Source organism: Aeromicrobium sp. HA (assembly GCF_027171405.1).
GTDB classification, from domain to species: domain Bacteria; phylum Actinomycetota; class Actinomycetes; order Propionibacteriales; family Nocardioidaceae; genus Aeromicrobium; species Aeromicrobium tamlense.
Genome location: NZ_CP114372.1, coordinates 1,272,867 through 1,293,411 on the forward strand (window position 1 = coordinate 1,272,867; position 20,545 = coordinate 1,293,411).

Here is a 20,545-nt window from a genome sequence, read left to right on the forward strand (position 1 = left end):
CGGTGAGCCGCCGGGTGCGGCTCGACGCCGAGCTCGTCCGGCGCGGACTGGCGCGATCGCGCGACCAGGCGGCGTCGCTCATCGAGCAGGGCCGCGTGCTGGTGGGCGGGAACGCCGCCAGCAAGCCGGCCACGCAGGTGACCACCGACCAGGCGATCGTCGTGCGTGAGGGTGACGACCCGGGCTGGGCATCGCGCGGTGCCCACAAGCTGCTCGGCGCGCTGGAGGTCTTCGAGCCCCAGGGTCTGAGCGTCGCCGGCCGCCGCGCTCTCGACGCCGGTGCGTCGACCGGGGGATTCACCGACGTCCTGCTGAGGCGCGACGTCGCCGAGGTCGTCGCCGTCGACGTCGGCTACGGCCAGCTGGTGTGGTCGCTGCAGTCCGACCCGCGGGTTCACGTCTTCGACCGCACGAACATCCGCTCGATCGATGCCGAGCTCATCGGCGGGCCGGTGGACCTCGTCGTCTCCGACCTGTCCTTCATCTCGCTCACGCTCGTGATCCCGGCGCTGGCCTCGGTCTGCCGGGCCGAGGGGGACATGGTCCTCATGGTCAAGCCGCAGTTCGAGGTCGGGCGCGAGAACCTCGGCAAGAACGGCGTCGTCCGCGACCCCGAGCTGCATGCGAGCGCCGTCCACGGCGTGACGACCACGGCCTGGGCCAACGGCTGGGGGACCCGCGCGCTCGCACCGAGTCCGTTGCCGGGCCCCGCCGGGAATGTCGAGTACTTTTGTTGGCTGAGGACCGACGCCCCGGCGCCGGACGAGGAGATGGCGCGCGCAGCCGTCGCGGCCGGGCCTCTCGCGGCCCGGCACCCGAAGGAAGGAAGCGGATCATGAGGAGCGTGCTGCTCGCGGTCCACACCCAGCGGAACGGGGCCCCGAAGATCGCGGCCGACTTCGCCGCCTCCCTCCAGGAGGCCGGTCTCCAGGTCCGCGCCCTCGAGGGCGAGGCCGAAGCCCTGGAGGCGGCCGGCGCGGTCGACCTGGCGGTCGTTCCCGCCGCGTCCGGTGCCGCCCAGGACTGCGAGCTGACCGTGGTGTTCGGCGGTGACGGCACGATCCTGCGCGCGGCCGAGCTGTGCCGCGGCACCGGCACCCCGCTGCTGGGCGTCAACCTGGGTCACGTCGGGTTCCTCGCCGAGGCGGACGAGGAGGACCTCGCCGAGGTCGCCCAGCGTGTCATCGCCGGCGACCTCACCGTGGAGGAGCGCCTCACCGTCGACGTCCTGGTCCTGCAGGACGGAGAGGTGGTCGCCACCAACTGGGCTCTCAACGAGGCCTCGGTCGAGAAGGCGTCCCGCGAGCGCATGCTCGAGGTCGTCGTCGAGATCGACGGGCGTCCCGTCTCGCGGATGGGTTGCGACGGTGTCGTCTGCGCGACTCCGACCGGCTCGACCGCCTACAACTTCAGCGCCGGCGGTCCCGTGGTGTGGCCCGAGGTGTCGGCGCTGCTCATGGTCCCGATCAGCGCGCACGCCCTCTTCGCGCGGCCCATGGTCGTGTCGCCGGAGTCCACCCTCGCGGTCGAGGTCGTGGGACAGTCCGCCACCGGCGTGCTCTGGTGCGACGGCCGTCGCGCGTCCGACCTGCCGATCGGCGCGCGCGTCGAGGTCCGCCGCGGCGTCGAGACGGTGCGGCTCGCGCGCGTGCACCCGGCCTCGTTCGCCGACCGCCTCGTGCGCAAGTTCGAGCTCCCGGTCTCGGGGTGGCGCGGGTCCTCCGAGGCCTCCCGACGAGCCGCGGGAGAGCGCTGATGTGGCAGTCGCTGCGGCTGGCGTCCCTGGGCGTCATCGAGGAGGCCGAGCTCGACCTGGGCCCCGGCTTCACCGTGATCACGGGTGAGACCGGCGCCGGCAAGACGATGGTCGTGACGGCGCTCGGACTGCTGCGTGGCGAGCGTGCCGACTCCGCTCTCGTCCGTCGTGGAGCCGACCGCGCCCGCATCGAGGCCTCCGTCGTCGCGACGCCCGAGGTCGCCGCGCTCGTCGAGGAGGCCGGGGGCCAGGTCGACGACGACCTCGTACTGGCCCGCGTGCTCACGAGCCAGGGCCGCAGCCGCGCCCTCGCGGGCGGGTCGACCGTGCCGGCCGGACTCCTGTCGCGGCTCGCGGACTCGCTCGTCGCGGTGCACGGTCAGTCCGACCAGCAGCGACTCGTGCGGCCACAGGAGCAGCGCGGCGCCCTCGACCGGTACGCCGGGTCCGAGGTGTCCGACCTGCTCGCGCAGTACCAGCCCGACTACGAGCGCCTCCGCGAGCTGAAGGCGCGCCTGCACGACCTGCGAACGCACGCGGGGGAGCGCCTGCAGCGCCTCGACCTGCTGCGCCACGGCCTCGACGAGATCGACGCGGTCGACCCGCAGCCCGGCGAGGACGAGGAGCTCGTGCAGCGCGAGAACCGGCTCGCGCACGCCGAGGCGCTCGCGGCGGCCGCTGCCGGTGCGTCCGTCGCCCTGTCCGAGGACGAGCACTCCGCCGCTGCCGCGCTCGCCGCCGCGAAGTCCGTCGTCGACCCCGTCGCCGGGAACGACCCTCGGCTCGAGGCGCTTGCCGAGCGGCTGCGCCGCGCCGCGATCGACCTCACCGACATCGCGTCCGAGCTGGCTGCCTACGCCGCCGACGTGGACCTCGACCCCGCCGGCCTGGCCACCGTGCAGGAGCGACGCGCGTCGCTCACCGCGCTGCAGCGTCGGTACGGTCCGGGCCTCGACGACGTCATCGCCTGGGCGGACCGGGCCCGCGCCGAGGTGCTCGAGCTCGACCTCGACGACACCGCGATCGAACGACTCGAGACCGAGGCCGACGCCGCGCGCGATCGGGTGGTGGAGCTCGCCGGCCGGCTCACGCAGGCCCGCACCCGCGCTGCCGAGCAGCTGGCGGAGGAGGTCGGCCGCGAGCTCGCCGACCTCGCCCTGCCATCGGCGCGACTCGAGGTCCGCGTCCTGCCAGGCGAACCCGGACCGCACGGTGCGGACGACGTCGAGATCTGGTTCGCGGCCAACAGCGGCGCCGAGCCGCGCCCCCTCGCCCGCGCCGCGAGCGGCGGCGAACTGTCGCGCCTCATGCTCGCGATCGAGGTCGTGCTCGCGGGTCGCGACCCGGTGCCCACGCTCGTGTTCGACGAGGTGGACGCCGGCATCGGCGGCCGCACGGCCGTCGAGGTCGGCCGCCGCCTCGCCCGCCTCGCGCAGCACGCCCAGGTCATCGCGGTGACCCACCTGCCGCAGGTGGCCGCCTTCGCCGACTCCCACTTCGTGGTGAGCAAGTCCGACGACGGCACGGTCACCAGCAGCAGCGTGCTGCGCCTGGAGCACGACTCCCGGGTGGACGAGCTGGCGCGGATGCTTGCCGGGCTGGACGACTCGGCCGCGGCGCAGGAGCACGCCCGGGAGCTGCTCGAGCTCGCCCGCACTGCCTGAGGGTCACGTCACTTTCGAGGCCCGGATCGGCGTGTCGGGTGTGAACTCTCATGGAACGCGGGTTCCATGGAGGGCATCATGCCCATCTTGAAGCGCAGCAAGCGCGCCCTTCCCGACGGTCCCGGCGTGGTCGGCCCGGCGCGGCTGTGCCGCAATGCCGCCGACCTGTCCTCGGTGCGCTCGGGAGACGTCGTCGTCATCGACGTGGCCGACCTCGGCGCCGACACGGCCCAGTCGCTGGTCGAGCGCGGCGTCGCCGCCGTCCTCAACGTGTCCTCGTCCTCGTCGGGTCGCTACCCGAACCTCGGCCCGCAGGTGCTGGCCGCCGCGGGCATCCCGCTCGTCGACCGCGTGGGGGAGGTCGTCTGGCAGACGCTCCGCAGCGGCGACGTCGTGCGTGTGGACGAAGGCGCCGTCCACCTCGGTGAGACCACCGTGGCCACCGGCGTCGAGATGACCGAGTCGCGGGTCCGCGACCAGCTGGACGAGGCGTCCTCGGGGCTGTCCAGCCAGCTCGACTCGATCGTCACCAACGCGGCCGACACGCTGCGCCGCGACCGCGCGATGCTCCTCGAGGGTGCCGGCATCCCCGAGGTCTCCACCCCGATCAAGGGTCGCCCCGTGGTCGTCGTCACCGACGGTCCCGACGCGGCGAAGGACCTCAAGTCGATCCGCTCGTTCGTCCGCGACCACGACCCCGTGCTGATCGGCGTCGGCGACGGCGCCGGGCTGCTCATCGATGCGGGCCTGCGGCCGCACCTGCTGGTCGGGCGCGGTGACGAGCTCTCCGGCCGCATGATCGAGCGCTCGGGCGAGGTCGTCATCGTGTCGGCCTCGGGCCGGCTCGACCGTCCCGAGCAGTTCGAGGCCCACGGCCGTCAGCCGGTGGTCTTCACCGCGGCGGGGACGCCCGAGAACCTCGCCCTGCTGCTCGCCGACCAGAACGAGGCCGCGGTCATCGTGCAGGTCGGCGGGCCCTCGCGCCTCGTCGACATCGTCGACGGCGACACCGCCGACGCGGCCGGCACGTTCATCGCCCGGCTCCGCGCCGGCTCGCGCGTCGTCGACGCCCAGTCCGTGGCGTGGTTCGCGCGCCAGCGGCTGAGCTGGTTCGTCCCGCTGCTGCTCCTGCTGGCCGGCGTCATCGCCGTCGTGGCGGCCGTGGCCACCACCCCTCTCGGTCATGAGTGGCTCTCGCCCGTGACCGACCGTGTCTCCTCCTGGACCGAAGGACTCGTCTCGTGATCAACCTGCGCTACCACGTCATCTCCCTCGCGGCCGTGCTGCTCGCGCTCGCCGCCGGCATCGCGGTCGGGGCGGGGCTGCTCGACGAGAGCGACGCCGCCACGACGACGACCTCGTCCGACACCGCCGAGATCAGCCCTGCGCTGGCCGGCTTCGACGCGGGCTACGCGTCGATGACGGCTCCGGGCCAGCTGCGCGACAAGCTCAAGAACCGCACGGTGCTGCTGCTCACCACGCCCGGCGCGCGCGACAACGAGATCGACTCGCTCATCGAGAACCTCACCACCGCGGGCGCCCGGGTGACGGGCCAGGTCGAGCTCACCAGCAAGCTGCTGTCGCCGGCCAACCGCCAGTTCGCCGAGGGCGTCGCGGCCCAGTCCGACCCGGACGCGGCCTCCGAGGCGACCGACTACGGCAAGGTCGGCGCGGCGATCGCACGCGGCTACCTGACGAAGGGCGACGGCTCCCTGGACGAGACCGCCCGCACGATCCGCTCGGCGTTCACCGAGGGCGACCTGCTCGCCGTCGAGCAGGACCCCGAGGTCTCGGCCCAGCTGGCGCTCGTGGTGTCCGGACCCGCCGGATCGTCGTCCGGGGGAGAGGGCACGGTCGTGTCCAGCATGGTCGCCGGCCTCGACGCCGGCAGCCAGGGCGTGGCGGTCGTCGGGCCGGTCTCCTCGGGCGAGAACGGCGTCGTGAACGCCGTCCGCGGCAGCGACGCCGCTGCCAACGTCTCGACGATCGACGTCACCGACACGGGCACCGGCCGCGTCGCCTCGGTGCTCGGACTCGTGCGCGAGGCCGCCGGCCAGTCGGGTGCGTGGGGCACGTCACGGGCGGCCGACGGGCCCGTTCCGAACTGAGGCAGGATCAGGGGCTCGGGACCGTGGCGTTCGGCGCGGATGGTCCCGGGCCTCGGTCGGCGATGGTAGGCTGGAGTTCCGTGGAACCCAGAGTCGAACCCAGCCCCCGAGGCGGTTCCTCCACCCCCGGACGTTGCCGCAGGCACCGCCCGGTTCCGCATCCGAACCGGACCCACGGGAGTCATGTTGGCAACTAACGCCGTCACCAAGCACGTATTCGTCACCGGTGGAGTCGTGTCCTCCCTCGGCAAGGGCCTGACCGCCTCCAGCCTGGGGCGTCTGCTCAAGTCACGCGGCCTGCGCGTCACGATGCAGAAGCTCGATCCGTACCTCAACGTCGACCCGGGCACGATGAACCCGTTCCAGCACGGTGAGGTCTTCGTGACCGACGACGGCGCCGAGACCGACCTCGACATCGGCCACTACGAGCGCTTCCTCGACGAGGACCTCGTCGGCCGCGCCAACGTCACGACCGGTCAGGTCTACTCCGACGTCATCGCCCGCGAGCGCCGCGGCGACTACCTCGGGGACACCGTGCAGGTCATCCCGCACATCACGAACGAGATCAAGGACCGGATGCTGTCGATGGGCGGCCCCGACGTCGACGTGGTGATCCACGAGATCGGCGGCACGGTGGGTGACATCGAGAGCCAGCCGTTCCTGGAGTCCGCGCGCCAGGTCCGCCAGGAGGTGGGCCGCTCCAACGTCTTCTTCCTGCACGTCTCGCTGATCCCGTTCATCGGTCCCTCGGGCGAGCTCAAGACCAAGCCCACGCAGCACTCGGTCGCCGCGCTGCGCTCGATCGGCATCCAGCCCGACGCGATCGTCTGCCGGTCCGACCGTCCCGTGCCCGCGGGCGTGAAGCGCAAGATCTCGCTCATGTGCGACGTGGACGAGGACGCCGTCGTCACGGCGGTCGACTCGCCGTCCATCTACGACATCCCGAAGGTGCTGCACTCCGAGGGCCTCGACGCCTACGTCGTGCGCCGTCTCGACCTGCCGTTCCGCGACGTCGACTGGAGCGAGTGGGACGCGCTGCTGCGCCGTGTGCACCACTCCGAGGAGGAGGTCACGATCGCGCTGGTCGGCAAGTACATCGACCTGCCCGACGCCTACCTCTCGGTCGCCGAGGCCCTGCGCGCCGGCGGCTTCGCGAACGACGCCAAGGTGCGCCTGCGCTGGGTGCCGTCGGACGACTGCGCCACCGAGGCCGGGGCCGCCGAGCAGCTCGGCGACGTCGACGGCATCTGCGTGCCCGGCGGCTTCGGCATCCGCGGCATCGAGGGCAAGCTCGGCGCGCTGTCCTACGCGCGCAAGCAGCAGATCCCCGTCCTGGGCCTGTGCCTGGGCCTGCAGTGCATGGTGATCGAGTACGCCCGCACCGAGCTGGGCATCGAGGACGCGAGCTCGTCGGAGTTCGACCCCGCCACCGAGCACCCGGTCATCGCCACGATGGCCGAGCAGCACGAGTTCGTCGAGGGTGCGGGCGACCTGGGCGGCACGATGCGCCTGGGCCTGTACCCGGCCAGCCTCAAGGCCGGCAGCATCGTCCGCGAGCTCTACGGCTCGGACAAGGTCGACGAGCGTCACCGCCACCGCTACGAGGTCAACAACGCCTACCGCGACGACCTGGAGAAGGCCGGCCTGGTGTTCTCGGGCACGTCGCCGGACTCGACCCTGGTCGAGTTCGTCGAGCTGCCCCGCGAGGTGCACCCGTTCTACGTGGCCACCCAGGCGCACCCCGAGCTGCGCTCGCGTCCCACGCGCTCGCACCCGCTGTTCTCGGGCCTCATCGCGGCCTCGCTCAAGCGCAAGCTGGAGATGCGGCTGCCCGTCGAGGAATCGTGACCTCGCACCCCCGGCTGCCGGGGCGGATCGCCGCACCGGTCGAGGCCGGAGACGGCACGTGGCCGCAGGTGGGGTCCGAGGTCGGGTTCCAGAACCCGTACCTGACGCTGACGGTCGACACCATCGAGGCGCCGGACGGCTCGACCCATCCGCGCGTCGTGGTGCGGCCGCGGCGTGCCGTGGGCGTGGCCGCGGTCGACGAGGACGGTCGCATCCTGCTCGTCGAGCAGTACCGTCACCCGATGGGCCGCCGCATGCTCGAGATCCCCGCGGGGCTGATGGACGTCGAGGGGGAGGAGCCGCAGCAGACCGCGGCCCGCGAGCTGGCGGAGGAGACCGACCTGGTCGCCGGCACGTGGCGCGAGCTGATGCGGATCGCCCCCACGGTGGGCTACTCCACCGAGACGATCACCCTGTTCCACGCCTCGGAGCTGGTGCCGGTCGCCGAGGCCGAGCGCACCGAGCGCGAGGCCGAGGAGGCCGACATGGCGCACTGGTGGGTCGACCTCGACGAGGCCGTGGCAGCCTGCCTCGACGGTCGCATCTTCGACGCCAAGACCGTCGTGGCGATCCTGGCGGTGGCACGGGCGTGACCGACGGCGGTGCGGTCGAGCGGGTCGTGGCCGAGTACCTGTCCCACCTCGCGGTGGAGCGCGGCCTCGCCGAGAACACGCTGGCCTCGTATCGCCGCGACCTGCGTCGCTACACCGAGTTCCTGACGGGCGCCGGCGTCACGGAGCCCGCGGACATCGCCGAGGACCACGTCACGGCGTTCGCCGCCGCACTGCGCGAGGGCGACGAGGACCATCCCGCGCTCGGCACGTCGAGCGTCGCGCGCACGGTCGTCGCGGTCCGCGGCTTCCACCGCTTCTGCCTGCGCGAGCAGATCGTCGCCAACGACGTGACGGCCGCCGTGCGGCCGCCCAGGCCCGCGTCCCGGCTGCCGAAGGCGCTGCCGCTGGAGGACGTCGAGGCGCTGCTGACGGCGGCGGGGGAGCCCGGCACCGCCCTGTCGATGCGCGACCGTGCGCTGCTGGAGATCCTCTACGGCACCGGCGCGCGCATCTCCGAGGCCGTCGGTCTCGACGTGGACGACGTGGACCTCGAGCAGTCGTCCGTGCTGCTCACCGGCAAGGGCTCCAAGCAGCGCATCGTGCCGCTCGGGTCCTTCGCACGCGACGCCCTCGAGACGTACCTCACGAAGGCCCGTCCGCACCTCACCGCGACCGCCGGCAGCGGGCCCGCCGTGTTCCTCAACGCGCGCGGCGGCAGGCTGTCGCGGCAGAGCGCGTGGACGGTGCTGACGAAGACCGCGCGACGCGCCGGGATCGACGCCGACGTGTCGCCGCACACCCTGCGCCACTCGTTCGCCACGCACCTGCTCGACGGCGGTGCGGACGTTCGCGTGGTGCAGGAACTGCTGGGCCACGCGTCGGTGACGACCACCCAGATCTACACCCTCGTGACGATCGACAAGTTGCGCGAGACGTACGCGGCGTCCCATCCCCGGGCGCTGCGGTGAGCGGTACAGTGGCCGACATGCCCAGCACGGATCTCGGACCCACCGGTCGCCCGATGCCCGACCTCCCCGAGCCCGGACCGCGCACCACGCAGGGCCCCGCCGTCGTCATCTCGATGTGCAACCAGAAGGGCGGCGTCGGCAAGACCACGACCACGATCAACCTCGGCGCCGCGCTGGCCGAGACCGGCCGTCGCGTGCTGCTGGTCGACTTCGATCCGCAGGGCTCGATGACCGTCGGACTGGGCTACAACGCCCACGAGATCGAGCAGAGCATCTACCACGTGCTGATGGACCGCGAGCTCTCGATGAAGGAGATCATCCTCGGCACGTCGGTCGACAACCTCGACCTCGTCCCGGCCAACATCGACCTGTCGGCGGCCGAGATGCGTCTCGTCACCGAGGTGGGCCGCGAGCAGGTGCTCGCGCGCACCCTGCGCGACGTGCGCCACGACTACGACGTCATCCTCATCGACTGCCAGCCCTCGCTGGGCCTGCTCACCGTCAACGCCCTCACGGCCTCCGACGGCGTCATCGTGCCGCTGGAGTGCGAGTACTTCGCGCTGCGCGGCGTGGCGTTGCTCAACGAGACCATCGAGAAGGTGCGTGACCGCACCAACTTCGACCTGCGCGTCATCGGTCTGCTGGGCACGATGTTCGACAGCCGCACCCTGCACGGTCGGGAGGTCCTGCAGACGCTGGTCGACGGCTGGGGCGACGCCGTGTTCCACACCGTCATCCGCCGCACCGTGAAGTTCTCCGACTCCACGGTCGCCGGCGAGCCGATCACCGAGTACGCGTCCACGTCGCCGGGTGCCGAGGCCTACCGCCAGCTGGCGAGGGAAGTGCTGCAGCGGTGTCCCGACGCGTGAACCTGCCCGGTGCGGACGAGCTCTTCCGGCCGACCGCACCCAGTGGGCCCCGATCCGAGGAGACGCCTGCCGTGCCGCCGTCCGGCAGCGGCCGGGTCAAGCACGACGAGAAGATGACCGTCTACCTCACCAGCGACGAGCTGCTCGCCATCGAGCAGGCGCGCCTCGAGCTGCGCTCGGTGCTGGGTCGCAAGGTCGACCGCGGTCGTCTCGTGCGCGCCGCGATCGCCGGTGCGCTCGCCGACCTCGAGACCCGTGGGGCCGAAAGCGAGCTCGCCCGCCGGCTCGGCGAGGAATGAGCGCCGCGGTGTCCGTGACGGATCCGGCACCCGCGCAGGCGTCCGAGACGGGCTTCTCGGTCTCGCTCGGCAACTTCGAGGGGCCGTTCGACCTGCTGCTGCAGCTGATCTCCAAGCACCAGCTCGACATCACCGAGGTCGCGCTCTCGGTGGTCACGTCGGACTTCATCGCGTACACGCGCGAGCTCGAGGACGACCTCGAGCAGACCACGCACTTCCTGCTGATCGCGGCCACCCTGCTCGACCTGAAGACCGCGCGGCTGCTGCCGCAGGCCGAGGTCGAGGACGAGGAGGACCTCGCCCTGCTGGAGGCCCGCGACCTGTTGTTCGCCCGTCTCATGCAGTACCGCGCGTTCAAGGCCGTGGCGGCGATCCTCCAGGAGCGCTTCGAGAACCAGCTGCTGCGTCACCCACGCGCCGTCACGCTCGAGCCACGCTTCGCGACGCTGCTGCCCGAGGTGGAGATCCGCGCGACCCCGAAGGACCTCGCCGAGCTGGCCGCCGCCGCCCTCGCGCCGAAGGCGCCGCCGCTCGTGTCACTGGCGCACCTGCACGCCCCGGCGGTCAGCGTGCGCGAGCAGGCCCACCTCGTCGTCGACCGGCTCCGGCGCGAGCGCTCGCTGACGTTCCGCGCGATCGTCGCGGACGCGCCGGACGGCCAGACCAAGGTCGCGCGCTTCCTCTCGCTGCTGGAGCTGTTCCGTGAGGGAATGCTGTCGTTCGAGCAGGCCGTGCCGCTGGGCGAGCTGACCGTGCGCTGGACCGGCACCGACGACGGCGACATCGACGTGGGCGACGAGTTCGACGAGCCGACCCTGCCCGAGGAGGGCGACGCCGGGGACCCCGAGGTCCCGCCGGCCCCGACGACCGGAAGTGACGATGACCGAAACTGACGACCACGTGCCCGCCGAGGTGCCCGAGCAGGGTGTGACGGAGGAGAGCGTGACCGACGGGCGCCCGCCGGTCGAGCTGCGCCCCGCCCTCGAGGCCGTGCTGATGATCGCCGACGAGCCGCTCGACCACCTCGTGCTCGCGCAGGCCGTCGGCCACCCGCCCGCCGATGTCGAGCAGGCGCTGCGCGGGCTCGCCGCCGAGTACGCCGAGCAGGGGCGCGGCTTCGAGCTGCGCGAGCTGGCCGGCGGCTGGCGCTTCTACAGCCGTGAGGAGTTCGCCGACGTCGTCTCGGCGTTCGTGCTGGAGGGCCAGCAGGCCAAGCTGAGCCAGGCGGCGCTGGAGACCCTCGCGGTCGTCGCGTACCGCCAGCCGATCAGCCGCTCGCGGATCTCGGCGATCCGTGGCGTCAACGTCGACGGCGTGGTCCGCACGCTGGTGACGCGCGGTCTGATCGTCGAGCTGGGCAACGACGCCGAGTCCGGCGCGATCCTCTACGGGACGACGAACTACTTCCTCGAGCGGATGGGGCTGAGCGGGCTGGACGAGCTGCCCGAGCTCGCGCCGATGCTGCCCGACCTGGAGGACCTCGACGGCGAGCTGGAGCGCGTGGCGCAGCAGACCGCCGAGCGCGAGGCCGTGCCCGCCGAGGACGCTCCCTCCGTGGAGACCTCCGAGACCCCGGGAGGCGTCGGTGGCTGAGCCGATCCGTCTGCAGAAGGTGCTGGCCCAGGCCGGCGTCGCCAGCCGTCGGCGCAGCGAGGAGCTGATGGCCACGGGCCGCGTCGAGGTCAACGGCGAGGTCGTCACGCAGCTCGGCGCCCGCGTCGACCCCACCACCGATGTCGTGCGCGTCGACGGCGTGCGCATCCCGCCGCCGTCCGAGCACGCCTACGTGATCCTCAACAAGCCGCGGGGCATCGTCAGCTCGATGGCCGACGAGCAGGGCCGACCCGACCTGTCCGGTCTGCTGGCAGATCGCACCGACCGGCTGTTCCACGTGGGCCGGCTCGACACCGACACCTCGGGCCTGCTGATCCTGACCAACGACGGCGACCTGGCGCACCAGCTGGCGCATCCGTCGTTCGAGGTCACCAAGACCTACGTCGCCCTCGTCGACGGCAACGTCGCGGCCTCGATCGGTCGACGGCTGCTCGCGGGCGTGGAGCTGGAGGACGGCGTCACGGCCGTCGACCGCTTCGTGGTGCGCGACCGCAGCCGCGGCCGCAGCCTCGTCGAGCTCGACCTGCACAGCGGCAAGAACCGCATCGTCCGGCGCCTGCTCGACGCCGTCGGCCACCCCGTCGTGGAGCTCACGCGCACGGCGTTCGGGCCGCTGCGGCTGGGCGACCTGCGCGTGGGCGCGATGCGCGACCTGTCGCGCGACGAGCTCGGAGCGCTCTTCGATAGCGTGGAGGCATGAGTGCCGATCTGCCCGAACCCGTCGTGCCCGGACCGGTTCTGGTCATCGGCTGCGGCCTGATCGGCACCTCGGTCGCGCTCGGTCTGAGCGATCTCGGCGTCCGGGTGCACCTGCGCGACGCGCGACCCGCGAACGTCGAGCTGGCCGCCTCGCTGGGCGCCGGCACGCCCGATTCGGTGCAGGATCCGGCCCTCGTCGTGGTCGCCGTGCCTCCCGCCGCGGTCGTCGAGACCGCTCTGGCGGCGCTCGAGGAGTTCCCGTCGGCCGTGGTCACCGACGTCGCCAGCGTCAAGACCCACGTCTGCGCGGGCGTCACCGACCCGCGATTCGTCGGCGGCCACCCCATGGCTGGCAAGGAGCGCTCGGGCCCGATGGCCGGCTCCGGCCTGCTGTTCGAGGGTCGTGCCTGGGCCGTCGTCCCCACCGAGGGCACCGACCCCGAGGCCGTCGCGGTCGTCGAACGGGTCGCCACGGCGCTCGGCTCGGTCGTGCGGCGGATGGACGCGGCCTCCCACGACCGCGCGGTCGCCCTCGTCTCGCACGTGCCCCACCTCGTCTCCGCCCTGACCGCGGGCCTGCTCACCGAGGCCGAGGGCGATGACCTCCTGCTCGCCGGTCAGGGACTGCGCGACGTCATCCGCATCGCCGGCAGCGACCGGGGCCTCTGGGTCGACATCATCGGCAGCAACGCGGGCCAGGTCGGCGCGATCCTCGACGACCTCGCCGTCCGCCTCGACGACCTGCGCGCCGCCGTTCGCACCGCCGACGGCTCGGTGGGGGAGCACCTCGACCGCGGGCGGGCCGGGGTCGCCCGGGTGCCGGGCAAGCACGGCGCCCACCCGATCGCGCTCGCCGGCGTCTTCGTCTCGATCGACGACACCCCGGGCGAGCTCTCGCGACTCTTCGCCGACATCGGCGACGCGGGCATCAACATCGAGGACATGCGCATCGACCACGAGCTCGGCCGCCTCGTCGGCGTCGTCGAGGTCGTGGTGCAGGCCGGCGCCGCCGAGGACCTGCACACCGCCCTGATCGAACGCGGCTGGGCCGCCTTCCGCTGAGGAGACCAATGACCGACGTCATCGCCATCGACGGACCCTCCGGGTCCGGCAAGTCGAGCACCTCCCGTGGGGTGGCCTCACGGCTGGGCTACGCCTACCTCGACACCGGCGCGATGTACCGCGCGATGACGTGGGCGCTGCTTGAGCGGGGCGTCGACGTGCACGACCCCGCGGCGGTCGCCGCGGCCGCCCGGGAGGTCGTGCTGACCTCGGGCACCGATCCCGAGGCACCCACGATCGCCGCCGACGGCATCGATGTCTCCGAGCCGATCCGCGGCGACGCCGTCACTGCCGCCGTGAGCCCGGTCGCCACCGTCCCGCAGGTCCGCGAGCAGCTCGTGTCGCTGCAGCGCCAGGCGATCGCCGGGGCCACCGGCGGCATCGTGGTGGAGGGACGCGACATCGGCACCGTGGTGGCGCCCGACGCGACCCTGAAGATCTACCTCGTCGCCGACCCGGTCGCCCGCGCGAAGCGCCGTGCGCTCGAGCTCGGTGTGGAGGACGCGGAGGCGATGCGTGAGGCGCTGGCCCGTCGCGACGCGATCGACTCCAACCGCGCCGCGTCCCCGCTGGCGCAGGCCGACGACGCCGTCGTCGTGGACGGCACGGACCTCACGCTGGACGAGGTCATCGACCACATCGTGGGGCTCGCGCGCCGCTGAGTCCGGGGGAGCGAGGCGGATTGGAACGCGGCTGCTCGTTCTGGCAGAATGGGCGCTTGCGTCCGGATTCGGTGCGGCCCTCTCTCCCGCCGAGCCCGGCCCTCGATGAAGACCGGGCCTGCCCCACACGCCGGGTCGCCGTCACCACAGTTCGATTTCACAAGGAGACACCACACTCGTGGCAGTCAAGATTCGCCTCAAGCGGATGGGCAAGATCCGCACGCCGTTCTACCGCATCGTCGTCGCCGACAGCCGCACCAAGCGTGACGGTCGCGTGATCGAGGAGATCGGCACGTACAACCCGAAGACCGATCCGTCGACCATCAACGTCGACTCCGATCGCGCCCAGTACTGGCTCGGCGTCGGCGCGCAGCCGACCGAGGCCGTCGCGGCGATCCTCAAGCTCACCGGCGACATCGGTGGCGAGTCCACGCTCAAGCAGCCCGAGCCGAAGGCCGACAAGGCCGCGCTGTTCGACGCCGCCCTGAAGGACCTGCACGCCGAGCCCAAGAAGTCGGCCACCACCAAGGCCAAGAAGGCCGAGGCGAAGTCCGAGGACGAGCCGAAGGCCGAGGAGACCCCGGCCGAGGAGCCGAAGGCCGAGGAGACCCCGGCCGACGACGCGAAGGCCGACGAGGCCTGATCGTGTCCGCTCCCATGCAGGAGGTCGTCGAGCACCTCGTCGCCGGCATCGTCGACAACCCCGACGAGGTGACGGTCCGCGCGAAGCAGACCCGCCGCGGCGAGCTGTTCGAGGTGCGCGTGAACCCGAGCGACCTCGGCAAGGTCATCGGTCGCCAGGGTCGCACGGCCACGGCGATCCGCACCGTCGCATCGGCCATCGCCGGTGCCGACGGCGCGCGGATCGACTTCGTGGACGTCGACCGGCGCCGCTGAGCTCCAGCATGCGCGTCGTCGTCGGCCGGATCGGCCGTGCCCACGGCATCCGTGGCGACCTCGCCGTCGAGACCAGGACCGACGATCCCGAACGGCGTTTCGCCGTGGGCTCGTCGGTCCTGTGTCGTGACCGGGAGCTGACGATCACCGCCAGCCGTCCCCACTCGGGCAAGCTGCTCGTGACGTTCGCCGAGGTCCCCGACCGCACGGCGGCCGAGCAGCTGCACGGCGCCCTGCTCGAGGTCGAGATCGACCCCGACGAGGTCCCCGAGGACGACGACGCCTTCTACGACCACCAGCTGATCGGACTGGCGGTGCAGGTCGACGGAGCATCGCGCGGGCGCGTGCTCGACGTGCTCCACCTGCCGGCGCACGACACCCTGCTGGTCGAGGTCGACGGCCGCCGCGTCCAGGTGCCCTTCGTCGAGGCCCTCGTGCCCGAGGTCGACCTCGACGCCGGCACGGTCACGGTCGTCGACCGTCCGGGCCTGCTGAACCCCGAGGAAGCCGACGAGGTGCGCTAGTGCGCATCGACGCCCTCTCGATCTTCCCCGACTACTTCGCGCCGCTCGACCTGTCCCTGCCGGGCAAGGCCCGCCGCGCCGGACTGGTCGACTTCCACGCGCACGACCTGCGCGACTGGGCCCACGACCGTCACCGCACGGTGGACGACACGCCGTACGGCGGTGGCGCCGGCATGGTGATGAAGCCCGAGCCGTGGGGCGAGGCGCTCGACGCCGTCGCCACCGATCGGGCCGTTGTCGTCGTGCCCACGCCGTCGGGCGCGCCCTTCACCCACGCCGAGGCGGTCCGCCTCTCCACGGCCGAGCAGCTGGTGTTCGCGTGCGGGCGCTACGAGGGCATCGACCAACGTGTCCTCGACCACGCCGCCACCCGCTGGGACGTCCGCGAGATCTCCCTGGGCGACTTCGTCGTCAATGGGGGAGAGGTCGCCGCGCTCGCCATCATCGAGGCCGTCGTGCGCCTGCTGCCCGGCTTCATGGGCAACCCCGAGTCGCTCACGGAGGAGTCGCACGCCGACGGCCTCCTCGAGTACCCCGTGTACACCAAGCCCGCCACGTGGCGCGGTCTGGACGTCCCGCCGATCCTGCTGTCGGGGGACCACGGACGCATCGCCGCCTGGCGCAGGGACCAGTCCCGCCTGCGCACCGAGCAGCGTCGTCCCGATTTAACACGCGATCTCGGCGAGTAACACGCTCGTAACGACGCTGGAGGCCCCGCGTAATCGGGCCGCAGCAGGATCGGGTGCAGCGCCGCGGCAAGGGAGCTCCGGCCGCTGCTCACGTGTTACCTACTGCAAAGAGGTTGATATGGAACCCGGGACCATCTGGCTGCTGATCTGCGCGGCCCTTGTTCTCTTCATGACGCCCGGACTGGCGTTCTTCTACGGCGGACTCGTCAAGGCACAGAGCGTCATCTCGATGATGATGCTGAGCTTCGGCGCGATGGGCCTGGTCTTCGTGCTGTGGATCCTCTACGGCTACAACATGGGCTCGGCCGGCTCGGCCGACCTCATCGACGGCTGGCTGGCCAACCCGTTCTCGGACTTCGCCCTGCAGGACCTGGCGACCGGTGACGGTGCGTCCGGCTTGGCCGGCGTCGCGTTCGGCTCGACGTTCGCCGTCATCACGACCGCCCTGATCTCCGGCGCCGTCGCCGACCGTGCGCGCTTCTTCCCCTGGATGCTCTTCGCGGGCCTGTGGGCCACGATCGTCTACTTCCCCTCCCAGGGCTGGGTGTGGGGCTTCGACGACGAGGGCCTGACGGGTTGGATCGGCACCCTCGAGATCGGTGACGCGGTCCCGATCGACTGGGCCGGAGGCACGGTCGTCCACATCAGCGCCGGTGCCGCGGCCTTCGCCCTGGCGCTCGTGCTCGGCAAGCGCACCGTCGGCTTCGCCAAGGAGTCCGCCGAGCCGCACAACGTCCCGCTCGTGCTCATCGGCGCCGCGATCCTGTGGTTCGGCTGGTTCGGCTTCAACACCGGTGCCGCGGTCGACGTCAACACCGCTGCGATCATCTTCCTCAACACGATCGCCGCTCCCGCGGCGGGCGTCCTGGGCTACATCGTCGTCGAGCACTTCAAGGACGGGAAGCCGACCGCCGTCGGCGCCGCCTCGGGCATCGTCGCCGGCCTGGTCGCCATCACCCCGGCCGCGGCCAACCTGACGCCGTTCTGGGCGATCGTCCTCGGCCTGCTGGCCGGCGCGGTCTGCTGCTTCGCGATCGACCTCAAGTACAAGCTCGGCTACGACGACTCTCTCGACGTGGTGGGCCTGCACCTGGTCGCCGGCTTCATCGGCTGCCTGTACCTGGGCTTCTTCGCCACCGACACGGGCCTGTTCACGGGCGGCGACTTCGACCAGCTGATCGCGCAGATCATCCCGTCGGTGTTCGTCGCGGTCTTCTCCTTCGCGGTGGCCTTCGGCCTCGGCAAGGCGATCGACGCCACGATCGGCTTCCGCGTCACCGAGGACGAGGAGGTCGCCGGCCTGGACAACGTCCTGCACGGCGGCGCCGCGTACAAGTTCGACTGAGCACCCTCTGCTGCACCGCGGCGCCCCGTCCCCGATTTCCTCGGGGGCGGGGCGCTGTGGCATCATGGACTGCTGGTGCCGGACGGCTCTGCCATGAGGGAGTCCCCACGGCGCACCACACCCAACTTTTCGGCAACACGACATCCGCAGGTGACTTGTGGCACCGGCGAGGAGAGATCATGACGAACGTCATCGACCAGATCGCAGCGCAGAGCAAGCGCGACGACGTCCCCGACTTCCGCGCGGGCGACACCCTGAAGGTCCACGTCAACATCGTCGAGGGCAACCGCTCGCGTGTGCAGCTGTTCCAGGGCGTCTGCATCAAGGTGCAGGGCTCGGGCATCGGCCGGACCTTCACCGTCCGCAAGGTGAGCTTCGGCGTCGGCGTCGAGCGCACGTTCCCGGTTCACTCGCCCGTGATCGAGAAGATCGAGGTCGCCACCCGTGGTGACGTCCGTCGCGCCAAGCTGTACTACCTGCGCAACCTGCGCGGCAAGGCCGCCAAGATCAAGGAGAAGCGCGAGATCTGATCTCTCCCGCCGCTCGACGACCCCGTTCCCGTCAGGGAGCGGGGTCGTCGCCGTTCCGGGCTACGATCTGCGGGTGACCGAGCAGCCGAGGACGCGACGGCGCCGGCTGCCCCGGTGGCTCGACGCGCTCGTGCTGGTCGCCGGCACCCTGGCGCTGGCACTGCTGGTGCGAACCTTCGCGTTCCAGGTCTTCGTCATCCCGTCGTCGTCGATGGTCCCCACGCTGACGAAGGACGACCGCATCGCCGTGCAGAAGTGGTCCTACCGCGTGGGCGAGCCGCAGCGTGGTGACGTGGTGGTGTTCCGCGACCCGGGCGACTGGCTCGGGCCCCTCGAGCCGCCGGCCCCGTGGCAGCGCGGGCTGCAGGCCGTGGGGCTGTTCCCGCAGGGCGGGCACCTCGTGAAGCGCGTGGTGGGCGTCGCCGGTGACGAGGTCCGCTGCTGTGACGAGGCCGGGCGCCTGATGGTCAACGGCGAGCCGGTCGACGAGCCCTACCTGGCCGACCCGGCGGCCAACGTCGCGCAGCCGTTCCAGGTCACGGTGCCGCGGGGCAGGCTGTGGGTCCAGGGCGACAACCGGGCCGCGTCGAAGGACTCGCGGGCCCACCTCGACGAGGCCGGCGGAGGCTTCGTGGACACCGATCTCGTGGTGGGCCGGGTCGGCACGCGGATCTGGCCGCTCGACCGCATCGGGCGGGTCGCGCCGACCGACGCGTTCGACGACGTTCCGGCCCCGTGACGCGACCGACCGATGCGCGGTTCGCCCGGGACCAGCCGGTAGGCTCATCGAGTGCCTGAGGAGAAACGCCAGCTGCCGCTGTGGCAGGAGTCGATCCTCCTCGTCGCCACCGCCCTCGTCCTGGCCCTGATCGTCAAGACCTTCTTCTTCCAGGCCTTCTACATCCCGTCGGACTCGATGGTCCCGACGATGGTGAAGAACGACAAGCTGCTCGTGCAGAAGTGGTCGTACTGGAGCGGCGGACCCGAGCGGGGGGACATCGTCGTCTTCCGCGACCCGGGCAACTGGCTCGCGGGCGACGTCGACGAGTCCGCCAACGTCGTGCAGCGCGGCCTCGAGGTCGTCGGCCTGTTCCCGTCCGGCGGTCACCTCATCAAGCGCGTCATCGGCGTGGGCGGCGACCGGGTGGTCTGCTGCGACGCCGAGGGACGCACCACGGTCAACGGCGAGCCGATCGACGAGCCCTACCTGGCCGACCAGGACGTCAACGCCGACCAGACCTTCGACGTGAAGGTGCCGAAGGGCTACCTGTGGGTGCAGGGCGACAACCGGGGCAACTCGGCCGACTCGCGCGCGCACCTCGGCGAGCCCGGAGGTGGCTTCATCGCTGACGAGGACGTGGTCGGCAAGGCATGGTTGAGGGTGTGGCCGCTGAACCGCTTCGGGACGATCCCCGGGACCGACGCCTTCGACGAGGTCCCGTGAGCCCCGCGCCGTCGCTGCGCCACGAGCGCCGCCTGCTGCGCGAGGGCCGCACGGCGCTGGCCTGCAGCGACGAGGTCGGCCGCGGCGCCCTCTCCGGACCCGTCACGATCGGCATGGTCGTGGTCACCGAGCAGACCCGCACCGCGCCCCAGGGCGTGCGCGACAGCAAGCTGCTCACCCCGGCAGCCCGCGAGGCGCTGGTGCCGAAGATCCGCCGCTGGGCGCCCGCTCACGGCGTCGGTCACGCGACCCCCACCGAGATCGACGAGTACGGGATCATCGCCGCGATGCGGCTCGCCGGTCACCGGGCCCTCGCCCAGCTGGCCGTGCGGCCCGACGCGGTCCTGCTCGACGGCAACCACGACTACCTCAGCATCCCGGAGCAGGCTGCGCTGTTCGGCCCGCCCGGCCTCGCCGACGAGGTCCCGCCGGTCACCACGATGATCAAGGCCGACATGCGGTGTGCCGCGGTCGCGGCCGCCAGCATCCTGGCCAAGACCGCGCGCGACGCGATCATGGTGCAGCTGGCCACCGAGCACCCCGAGTACGGCTGGGAGCTCAACAAGGGCTACTCCGCGCCCGAGCACATCGCTGCGCTGGCGCAGCACGGTCCCACGCTGCACCACCGTCGCTCGTGGTCCCTGCCGGGCTGCGGTCCGGCTCCCGACGTGGCGGTGGCGATGACGGAGGCGGTGGTCTGATGAGCGCTGAGGATCTCGAGCGGTACGAGAACGAGATGGAGCTCTCGCTCTACCGCGAGTACCGCGACGTCGTCGGCATCTTCAAGTACGTCGTCGAGACCGATCGCCGGCTGTACCTGTGCAACGCCGTCGACGTGAAGGTCCGCTCCGAGTCCGGCGACGCCTACTTCGAGGTCACGATGGCCGACGCCTGGGTGTGGGACATCTACCGCCCCGCGCGCTTCGCCAAGCACGTGAAGGTGCTGACCTTCAAGGACGTCAACGTCGAGGAGCTGCAGGACTCCGACGTCAAGCTGCCTCCGGCCTGAGCGA

The 20,545-nt window shown here is 71.8% G+C and carries 24 protein-coding genes and 1 pseudogene; all 25 read left to right on the forward strand.

Translation table 11 applies throughout. The annotated features are described in order from the left end of the window. The first annotated feature begins 2 nt into the window (after nt 1-2). Entirely contained in the window at nt 3-839 is an 837-nt protein-coding gene (locus O3S82_RS06240) for a TlyA family RNA methyltransferase (RefSeq protein ID WP_269306382.1), read from the forward strand. Next, the gene (locus O3S82_RS06245) at nt 836-1,756 is read left to right on the forward strand and encodes an NAD kinase (RefSeq protein ID WP_179425237.1); all 921 of its coding nucleotides are present in this window, start codon (nt 836-838) and stop codon (nt 1,754-1,756) included. The genes O3S82_RS06240 and O3S82_RS06245 overlap by 4 nt, the downstream gene beginning before the upstream one ends. Next, nucleotides 1,756-3,420: a DNA repair protein RecN gene (recN, locus tag O3S82_RS06250; RefSeq protein WP_269306385.1), complete on the forward strand. Its 1,665-nt coding sequence runs from the start codon at nt 1,756-1,758 to the stop codon at nt 3,418-3,420. The genes O3S82_RS06245 and recN overlap by 1 nt, the downstream gene beginning before the upstream one ends. Nucleotides 3,421-3,498: 78 nt before the next feature. Continuing rightward, nucleotides 3,499-4,665 carry a putative cytokinetic ring protein SteA gene (steA, locus tag O3S82_RS06255; RefSeq protein WP_179425233.1) on the forward strand — a complete coding sequence of 389 codons (1,167 nt, stop codon included), beginning with the start codon at nt 3,499-3,501 and terminating at the stop codon, nt 4,663-4,665. After that, nucleotides 4,662-5,528, forward strand: coding sequence for a copper transporter (locus tag O3S82_RS06260; protein WP_179425231.1), 867 nt, complete (start codon nt 4,662-4,664; stop codon nt 5,526-5,528). Before steA ends, O3S82_RS06260 begins: the two co-directional genes overlap by 4 nt. A gap of 183 nt (nt 5,529-5,711) precedes the next feature. Next, nucleotides 5,712-7,370: pseudogene (locus O3S82_RS06265) on the forward strand (CTP synthase); the annotation flags it as partial. A gap of 2 nt (nt 7,371-7,372) precedes the next feature. Further along, nucleotides 7,373-7,969 carry an NUDIX domain-containing protein gene (locus tag O3S82_RS06270; protein WP_179425226.1) on the forward strand — a complete coding sequence of 199 codons (597 nt, stop codon included), beginning with the start codon at nt 7,373-7,375 and terminating at the stop codon, nt 7,967-7,969. Beyond that, complete coding sequence (gene xerD / locus O3S82_RS06275; RefSeq protein WP_269306391.1) at nt 7,966-8,898, forward strand: site-specific tyrosine recombinase XerD; 933 nt, start codon at nt 7,966-7,968, stop codon at nt 8,896-8,898. The genes O3S82_RS06270 and xerD overlap by 4 nt, the downstream gene beginning before the upstream one ends. Before the next feature lie 17 nt (nt 8,899-8,915). Next, nucleotides 8,916-9,767, forward strand: a complete 852-nt coding sequence (locus O3S82_RS06280) for a ParA family protein (RefSeq protein ID WP_179425224.1) — start codon at nt 8,916-8,918, stop codon at nt 9,765-9,767. Then, complete coding sequence (locus O3S82_RS06285; protein ID WP_269306393.1) at nt 9,752-10,066, forward strand: hypothetical protein; 315 nt, start codon at nt 9,752-9,754, stop codon at nt 10,064-10,066. The genes O3S82_RS06280 and O3S82_RS06285 overlap by 16 nt, the downstream gene beginning before the upstream one ends. An 8-nt stretch (nt 10,067-10,074) precedes the next feature. Beyond that, a complete protein-coding gene (locus O3S82_RS06290) occupies nt 10,075-10,959 on the forward strand; it encodes a segregation and condensation protein A (protein WP_442864707.1) in 885 nt (294 codons plus the stop codon). Continuing rightward, on the forward strand, nt 10,946-11,659 hold the full coding sequence (scpB, locus tag O3S82_RS06295; RefSeq protein WP_269306396.1) for an SMC-Scp complex subunit ScpB: 714 nt from the start codon (nt 10,946-10,948) through the stop codon (nt 11,657-11,659). Before O3S82_RS06290 ends, scpB begins: the two co-directional genes overlap by 14 nt. Beyond that, nucleotides 11,652-12,380, forward strand: a complete 729-nt coding sequence (locus O3S82_RS06300) for a pseudouridine synthase (protein ID WP_179425216.1) — start codon at nt 11,652-11,654, stop codon at nt 12,378-12,380. The genes scpB and O3S82_RS06300 overlap by 8 nt, the downstream gene beginning before the upstream one ends. Continuing rightward, entirely contained in the window at nt 12,377-13,441 is a 1,065-nt protein-coding gene (locus O3S82_RS06305; protein ID WP_269306399.1) for a prephenate dehydrogenase, read from the forward strand. The genes O3S82_RS06300 and O3S82_RS06305 overlap by 4 nt, the downstream gene beginning before the upstream one ends. A gap of 8 nt (nt 13,442-13,449) precedes the next feature. Continuing rightward, nucleotides 13,450-14,103 carry a (d)CMP kinase gene (gene cmk / locus O3S82_RS06310; protein WP_179425212.1) on the forward strand — a complete coding sequence of 218 codons (654 nt, stop codon included), beginning with the start codon at nt 13,450-13,452 and terminating at the stop codon, nt 14,101-14,103. Between the two features lie 178 nt (nt 14,104-14,281). Then, nucleotides 14,282-14,746, forward strand: coding sequence for a 30S ribosomal protein S16 (rpsP, locus tag O3S82_RS06315; RefSeq protein WP_179425210.1), 465 nt, complete (start codon nt 14,282-14,284; stop codon nt 14,744-14,746). Between the two features lie 14 nt (nt 14,747-14,760). Continuing rightward, nucleotides 14,761-15,000: an RNA-binding protein gene (locus O3S82_RS06320; protein WP_179428187.1), complete on the forward strand. Its 240-nt coding sequence runs from the start codon at nt 14,761-14,763 to the stop codon at nt 14,998-15,000. Between the two features lie 8 nt (nt 15,001-15,008). Further along, the gene (rimM, locus tag O3S82_RS06325; protein ID WP_269306401.1) at nt 15,009-15,524 is read left to right on the forward strand and encodes a ribosome maturation factor RimM; all 516 of its coding nucleotides are present in this window, start codon (nt 15,009-15,011) and stop codon (nt 15,522-15,524) included. Next, nucleotides 15,524-16,213 (forward strand): tRNA (guanosine(37)-N1)-methyltransferase TrmD, encoded by a 690-nt coding sequence (gene trmD, locus O3S82_RS06330; protein ID WP_179425205.1) that lies wholly within the window; start codon nt 15,524-15,526, stop codon nt 16,211-16,213. Before rimM ends, trmD begins: the two co-directional genes overlap by 1 nt. 118 nt (nt 16,214-16,331) lie before the next feature. Beyond that, on the forward strand, nt 16,332-17,558 hold the full coding sequence (locus O3S82_RS06335) for an ammonium transporter (RefSeq protein ID WP_179425203.1): 1,227 nt from the start codon (nt 16,332-16,334) through the stop codon (nt 17,556-17,558). A 179-nt stretch (nt 17,559-17,737) separates the two neighbouring features. Beyond that, a complete protein-coding gene (rplS, locus tag O3S82_RS06340) occupies nt 17,738-18,088 on the forward strand; it encodes a 50S ribosomal protein L19 (protein WP_179425201.1) in 351 nt (116 codons plus the stop codon). Nucleotides 18,089-18,161: 73 nt separating this feature from the next. Beyond that, nucleotides 18,162-18,827 (forward strand): signal peptidase I, encoded by a 666-nt coding sequence (lepB, locus tag O3S82_RS06345; protein WP_269306404.1) that lies wholly within the window; start codon nt 18,162-18,164, stop codon nt 18,825-18,827. A 51-nt stretch (nt 18,828-18,878) separates the two neighbouring features. Beyond that, nucleotides 18,879-19,532, forward strand: coding sequence for a signal peptidase I (gene lepB, locus O3S82_RS06350; RefSeq protein WP_269306406.1), 654 nt, complete (start codon nt 18,879-18,881; stop codon nt 19,530-19,532). After that, complete coding sequence (locus O3S82_RS06355) at nt 19,529-20,233, forward strand: ribonuclease HII (protein ID WP_269306408.1); 705 nt, start codon at nt 19,529-19,531, stop codon at nt 20,231-20,233. Before lepB (O3S82_RS06350) ends, O3S82_RS06355 begins: the two co-directional genes overlap by 4 nt. Further along, on the forward strand, nt 20,233-20,541 hold the full coding sequence (locus tag O3S82_RS06360) for a DUF2469 domain-containing protein (RefSeq protein WP_179425193.1): 309 nt from the start codon (nt 20,233-20,235) through the stop codon (nt 20,539-20,541). Before O3S82_RS06355 ends, O3S82_RS06360 begins: the two co-directional genes overlap by 1 nt. Nucleotides 20,542-20,545: the final 4 nt, after the last annotated feature.